Here is a 4,874-nt window from a genome sequence, read left to right as displayed (position 1 = left end):
GGGGTAGCGTCAGCATTTGTATTCAATGGAGACGCGTACAGATGCATTGGGCTGTCCGGTCTGCTGGACTAAGCCTTTGAAGGTTCGGACTGGCTGAACAGATCCAATACTATCGCACGCAACCAACGGTTTCCAGGATCGTTGTTTTGACAGCGGTGCCAGTGTTGTTTCAGGTCGAACGTTGGCATCGGATAGGGAGGGCTCACTGCTCTCACGTTCGCGAATTGCGTAAAAACTTCGGCAACAGCTCTGGGTACAGTCACGACGAGGTCGGTCATAGCAACGACCATCGGAATACTAAGGAAATGTGGTGAGCGAAGCATCTCGCGTCGTTCAATGCCCTTAGAACGCAAATATTGCTCTACGATCTCCTGGCTTCGACCTTCCGCACGTACAACGGCGTGGGGCAGTGACTGGAACGCTTTACGAGTGAGTCCTGATTCCAAAACAGGATGATCCGCTCGGACTAGACATACAAAGTCATGACGGAAGAGGCGCTGCTGGAACACGTCTACGCCACTTAAGTCCGGAAAGTAGCCGATTGCGAGATCGACTTCACTGCGCTGAAGCGCGGTCATGAGGTCCTTCGGGTCGCTAGATACAGTTCTAACATCTACAAACGGCGCATCTTCCGCGACGCGTCTGAGAATTCTTGGCAAGAAAACCATCTCTCCAACGTCGGACATGGCGATCGTGAATGTTCGCTGAGCTGTCTGCGCCTCAAACGCCGGTGCGGTCAATACGTGTTCACGCACCTCGCGAAGGATCGATTGAACAACTGGTGCGAGTTCCAGCGCGCGGGGCGTGGGTTCTATTCCGTGACGCACTTTCACGAAGAGCGGATCGCCTAGTTGCTCACGTAGCCGCTTTAACGCGTAAGACACGGATGGCTGACTCATTCCCAACTCGTCGGCCGCTCTGCCGACGTGGCCATGATGATGCAATGCGGAAAAAACATTCAGTAGGTTCAAATCGAAGTTATCCATTTTTTCTATGAGAGTTATGTTGGAAATCGGATTGAAACATGATACGGATAAGGTGACACTGAGTGCAATAGCGGAAAATGCTAAAAATTCGGTCGAGACCTTAACAACTTTGGAGACGTAGATGTTTGTCAGAAATTCGTGGTACGTCGCCGCATGGGCAGATGAAATCGGGCAAAAGCCGTTCCCTCGGACGTTGCTTGGTGAGCCCGTAGTCCTGTTCCGGACGATGGACGGGACCGTCGCAGCGTTGGAAGATCGCTGCTGTCATCGGGCACTCCCGCTGCACCACGGAGACGTGGTCGGAAACAGCTTGCGGTGTGCGTATCACGGTCTCGAGTACGACTGCAGTGGGCAATGTACGCGTGTGCCAGGACAAAGCAAGATACCTACTAAGGCGAAGGTCAGGTCGTACCCGGTTGTTGAGAAGGACGATCTGATCTGGATTTGGATGGGAGGGCCAGATCTCGCGGACGTCGCCAATGTGCCTGCCTACCCGTGGCACTCCGATGGTCGCTGGCGATACCGCAAAAATACGTATCTGATCGAGGCGAATCATCTTCTCATCTACGACAACCTTCTTGATTTAACCCATCTCGGATACGTCCACAAACACACAATTGGTGGCGACGCCGAGACGCACTTTGCCGCGGACACAAAAACGACGCGGACAACAAAGGGGGTACGTGTCGAGCGCTGGATGCTGGACTCAATTCCGCCGCCCACATATACAGCTGCTTATCAATTTGGCACCGAGCACGTCGACCGCTGGCAAGAGATTGAATTCGAGCCTGGTCTAGTTCGTATTTTCACTGGCGCTAAGGACGTTGGTGCGGGCGCTCCGGAAGGGAACCGAGATGACGGATACGGATTTCGCGGACTCAACGCAATGACGCCGGAAACCGAACATTCGACTCATTACTTCTGGTCCGCGGCCCACAATTTCCGAATCGACGAGACTGAAGTCACCGACGAGATATATCGGAACATTGTTGCGACGTTTAACGAAGACAAAGAGATTATCGAGTCGCAGTACCACAGTATGCAACGTACGCCCGGGCGAGAGTTCGTCGACATTGCATTCGATATCGGGCCTGTACAGGCACGCCGTGTATGGGATGCATTGTTGAAGTCTGAAGCATCCGAGCATGTTTGGGCGGAAACTTCGGAATAGTGCATTTACGGGTTTGAATCATGTTGAATGTCAAGATCGCCGCAAAGCGGAAAGTCGCAGAAGATATATGCACCTTCGAACTCGTCAGTGAGGATGGACGTAAGTTACCTCAATTCACCGCCGGGTCGCATATTGATGTGCATGTTCCAGGCGAATATGTTCGCCAATACTCACTCTGTAACTCCACGCAGGAGACGCATCGCTATCTTATCGGCGTCCTGAAAGATCCGGTATCACGTGGGGGTTCGATAGCCATGCACCAGCTAGAGGAGGGAGCAAGGTTGCGCGTGAGTGAGCCGAAAAATCACTTCCCATTGGAAGACAGTATGGAGCACTCGATACTCGTCGCCGGCGGAATTGGAATCACGCCAATTATCAGTATGGCCGATAAACTCACTGAGTCAGGTCGTTCCTTCGAACTCCACTACTGCGTAAGAACGCGCAATAAAGCTGCCTTCATGGAAGAACTCACAAGGGAGAGATTCTGTTCGGCAGTTAGGTTGCACGTTGACGACGAACCGGATCAAAAGTTCGATGCAGAGTGGATTTTCAAACATGCGCCGGGGGCAACGCCGCACGTATATGTTTGTGGCCCGAGTGGATTTATCCAGCACGTTCTGGATTCTGCCCGAGGTGCTGGCTATGCCGAAGCACAGTTGCACCGGGAATATTTTGGAGCGAACCCGAAGAAAGACGACTCCGCGGACAAGTCTTTCGAAGTTCACATCGCGAGTACCGGGCTGAGGTGCCTCGTTGGCGCGGACGAGTCAGTTGTCGCTGCTTTGGCGCGCCACGGCATTGAAATTCCGACTTCCTGCGAGCAAGGCGTATGTGGCACTTGCGTTACGAGGGTCGCGGCAGGCGTTCCTCTGCATCGAGATCTGTACCTGACCGACGAAGAACGCGCGGCGAACGATCAATTCACCCCGTGTTGCTCCAGGTCGTCGTCGCCAGTGCTCGTCCTGGATATTTGACCGGGGCGTGCCAGCCTGCATCGCATAAGGTCTTTCAGACGTTGTGCGATGCATTCTTCCGCAGCAAAGCGTTCTGCGCGTCCATCCGTCTACCCTCAATATCAAAGTGGTTCATGTTGGGACTTTTCAATCGGCGAATAATCCAATTTTATAATTAATCGACCATTAATCTCGTTGCTATAAGACGGAGACAAAATAATGCCAGGTAATCGCGGTGTCGTGTACGTCGGTAACGGTAAGGTTGAAGTTCAGTCAATCCCGTTCCCGGAGTTGGTGGATCCAAGAGGGCGTAAAGCGAGCCACGGCGTTATATTGCGGGTGGTGACTACCAATATCTGCGGCTCAGACCAGCACATGGTGCGGGGGCGGAAAACTGCTCCCGTTGGGCTCGTCCTTGGCCACGAGATAACGGGGAAGTGATCGAGATTGGCTCGGACGTCACAACACTTCAAGTGGGTGATCTGGTGTCGGTGCCTTTTAATGTTGCGTGTGGACGCTGCCCGATGTGCAAGCAGCAAAGCACAGGTGTGTGTCTCAACGTGAATCCAGAGCGCCCGGGTGGGGCGTACGGCTATGTCGATATGGGCGGCTGGATCGGTGGGCAGGCAGAATTCGTCATGGTGCCGTATGCGGATTTCAATCTTCTAAAATTTCCGGACCGAGATCGCGCTATGGAAGAGATTCGCGATCTGACGTGCCTGTCCGACATCCTCCCGACCGGCACCATGGTGCGGTGACCGCGGGAGTGTGTCCCGGAAGTACCGTCTACGTGGCGGGTGCCGGTCCAGTTGGATTGGCAGCAGCAGCGTCCGCACGATTGCTTGGGGCTGCCGTTACAATCGTTGGGGACGTTAATCCTGCTCGTCTCCAACATGCTCGTCGCGTGGGTTTCGAAACCGTTGATTTGTCGTCGGATGCTTCACTTGGTGACCAGATCGCTGACCTTCTCGGTGAACCGGAGGTCGATTGCGCAATTGACTGTGTGGGTTTTGAAGCAAGGGGGCACGGTCACGCCGGATCTCAATCGGAGGCGCCAGCGACGGTCCTCAATGCGTTGATGGAGGTCACACGTGTCGCTGGGAAGATCGGTATCCCTGGCCTCTATGTGACAGAGGATCCTGGCGGCGTTGATCCAAGTGCTCAGCTTGGCAGCCTGTCCGTGCGATTGGGTTTGGGCTGGGCGAAATCGCATAGCTTCTTCACCGGGCAGACGCCTGTTATGAAGTACAACCGAAGCTTAATGCAAGCCATTCTCTGGGACCGGGGTGAACATTGCGGAAGTGGTCAATGTCAATGTAATTACGCTGGACCAAGCCCCCGAGGGCTACTCGCTGTTTGATTCAGGCGTCTCGACCAAGTTCGTCATTGATCCGCACGGGGTGCTGAAAGCGGCATAGGGCGTTTACTAACGAGTCATTGGGCGCCTGCGCCAGCTGTCTGGCAACCGGACTGTCGTATATTGGAGGGGCATTTTTAGAGTGCCCATCCTTCTTTTGTGCCGTTGTCGAGAAGAGCTCTTGTCGGGGCGCATCCTACTAGGATTTGATGCCAAACGTCGTACGAGATGCAGCCCTTATGACTAGCTTCGCCTGGCTAGCGAATCAGGTAGTGGCTGAGTGCATTGCAACTCAAGCGCAGGTCGAGAGGGCGCGATGGTTCGCCAGAATCGTCGGTGCAGGAGGCATAATAGACGCGCGCCGCCCACCTGCGCGATGCCGACGTTGTAGCTGACATGGTCGGGAA

Annotated in this window: 3 protein-coding genes and 1 pseudogene; 3 read left to right on the top strand and 1 reads right to left on the bottom strand. The window is 54.2% G+C overall.

The annotated features are described in order from the left end of the window. Window positions 1–68: 68 nt before the first annotated feature. Window positions 69–986: a LysR family transcriptional regulator gene (locus tag U5A65_RS40545; RefSeq protein ID WP_321917601.1), complete on the bottom strand. Its 918-nt coding sequence runs from the start codon at window positions 984–986 to the stop codon at window positions 69–71. A 121-nt stretch (window positions 987–1,107) separates the two neighbouring features. On the opposite strand from U5A65_RS40545, the gene U5A65_RS40540 reads away from it, so the two are divergent. From U5A65_RS40540 to fdhA, 3 genes and pseudogenes are all read left to right on the top strand, one after another. Then, the gene (locus U5A65_RS40540) at window positions 1,108–2,157 is read left to right on the top strand and encodes an aromatic ring-hydroxylating dioxygenase subunit alpha (protein WP_321847136.1); all 1,050 of its coding nucleotides are present in this window, start codon (window positions 1,108–1,110) and stop codon (window positions 2,155–2,157) included. 20 nt (window positions 2,158–2,177) lie between these two features. Then, window positions 2,178–3,131 (top strand): PDR/VanB family oxidoreductase, encoded by a 954-nt coding sequence (locus U5A65_RS40535; RefSeq protein ID WP_321847139.1) that lies wholly within the window; start codon window positions 2,178–2,180, stop codon window positions 3,129–3,131. Between the two features lie 198 nt (window positions 3,132–3,329). Beyond that, window positions 3,330–4,528 (top strand): annotated as a pseudogene (gene fdhA, locus U5A65_RS40530) (formaldehyde dehydrogenase, glutathione-independent). The last annotated feature ends 346 nt before the right edge of the window (window positions 4,529–4,874 follow it).

Origin of the sequence: Paraburkholderia sp. J10-1, from assembly GCF_905220165.1 — a bacterium.
Lineage (GTDB): Bacteria > Pseudomonadota > Gammaproteobacteria > Burkholderiales > Burkholderiaceae > Paraburkholderia.
Note: the sequence above shows the minus strand (reverse complement) of the source record. Positions and strands in the feature narration are given on the sequence as shown.

What these genes read in the sequence shown, in the direction of transcription:
- U5A65_RS40545 (WP_321917601.1), bottom strand. Translation starts at nt 986, where the DNA reads ATGGATAACTTCGATTTGAACCTACTGAATGTTTTTTCCGCATTGCAT.
- U5A65_RS40535 (WP_321847139.1), top strand. Translation starts at nt 2,178, where the DNA reads ATGTTGAATGTCAAGATCGCCGCAAAGCGGAAAGTCGCAGAAGATATA.
- U5A65_RS40540 (WP_321847136.1), top strand. Translation starts at nt 1,108, where the DNA reads ATGTTTGTCAGAAATTCGTGGTACGTCGCCGCATGGGCAGATGAAATC.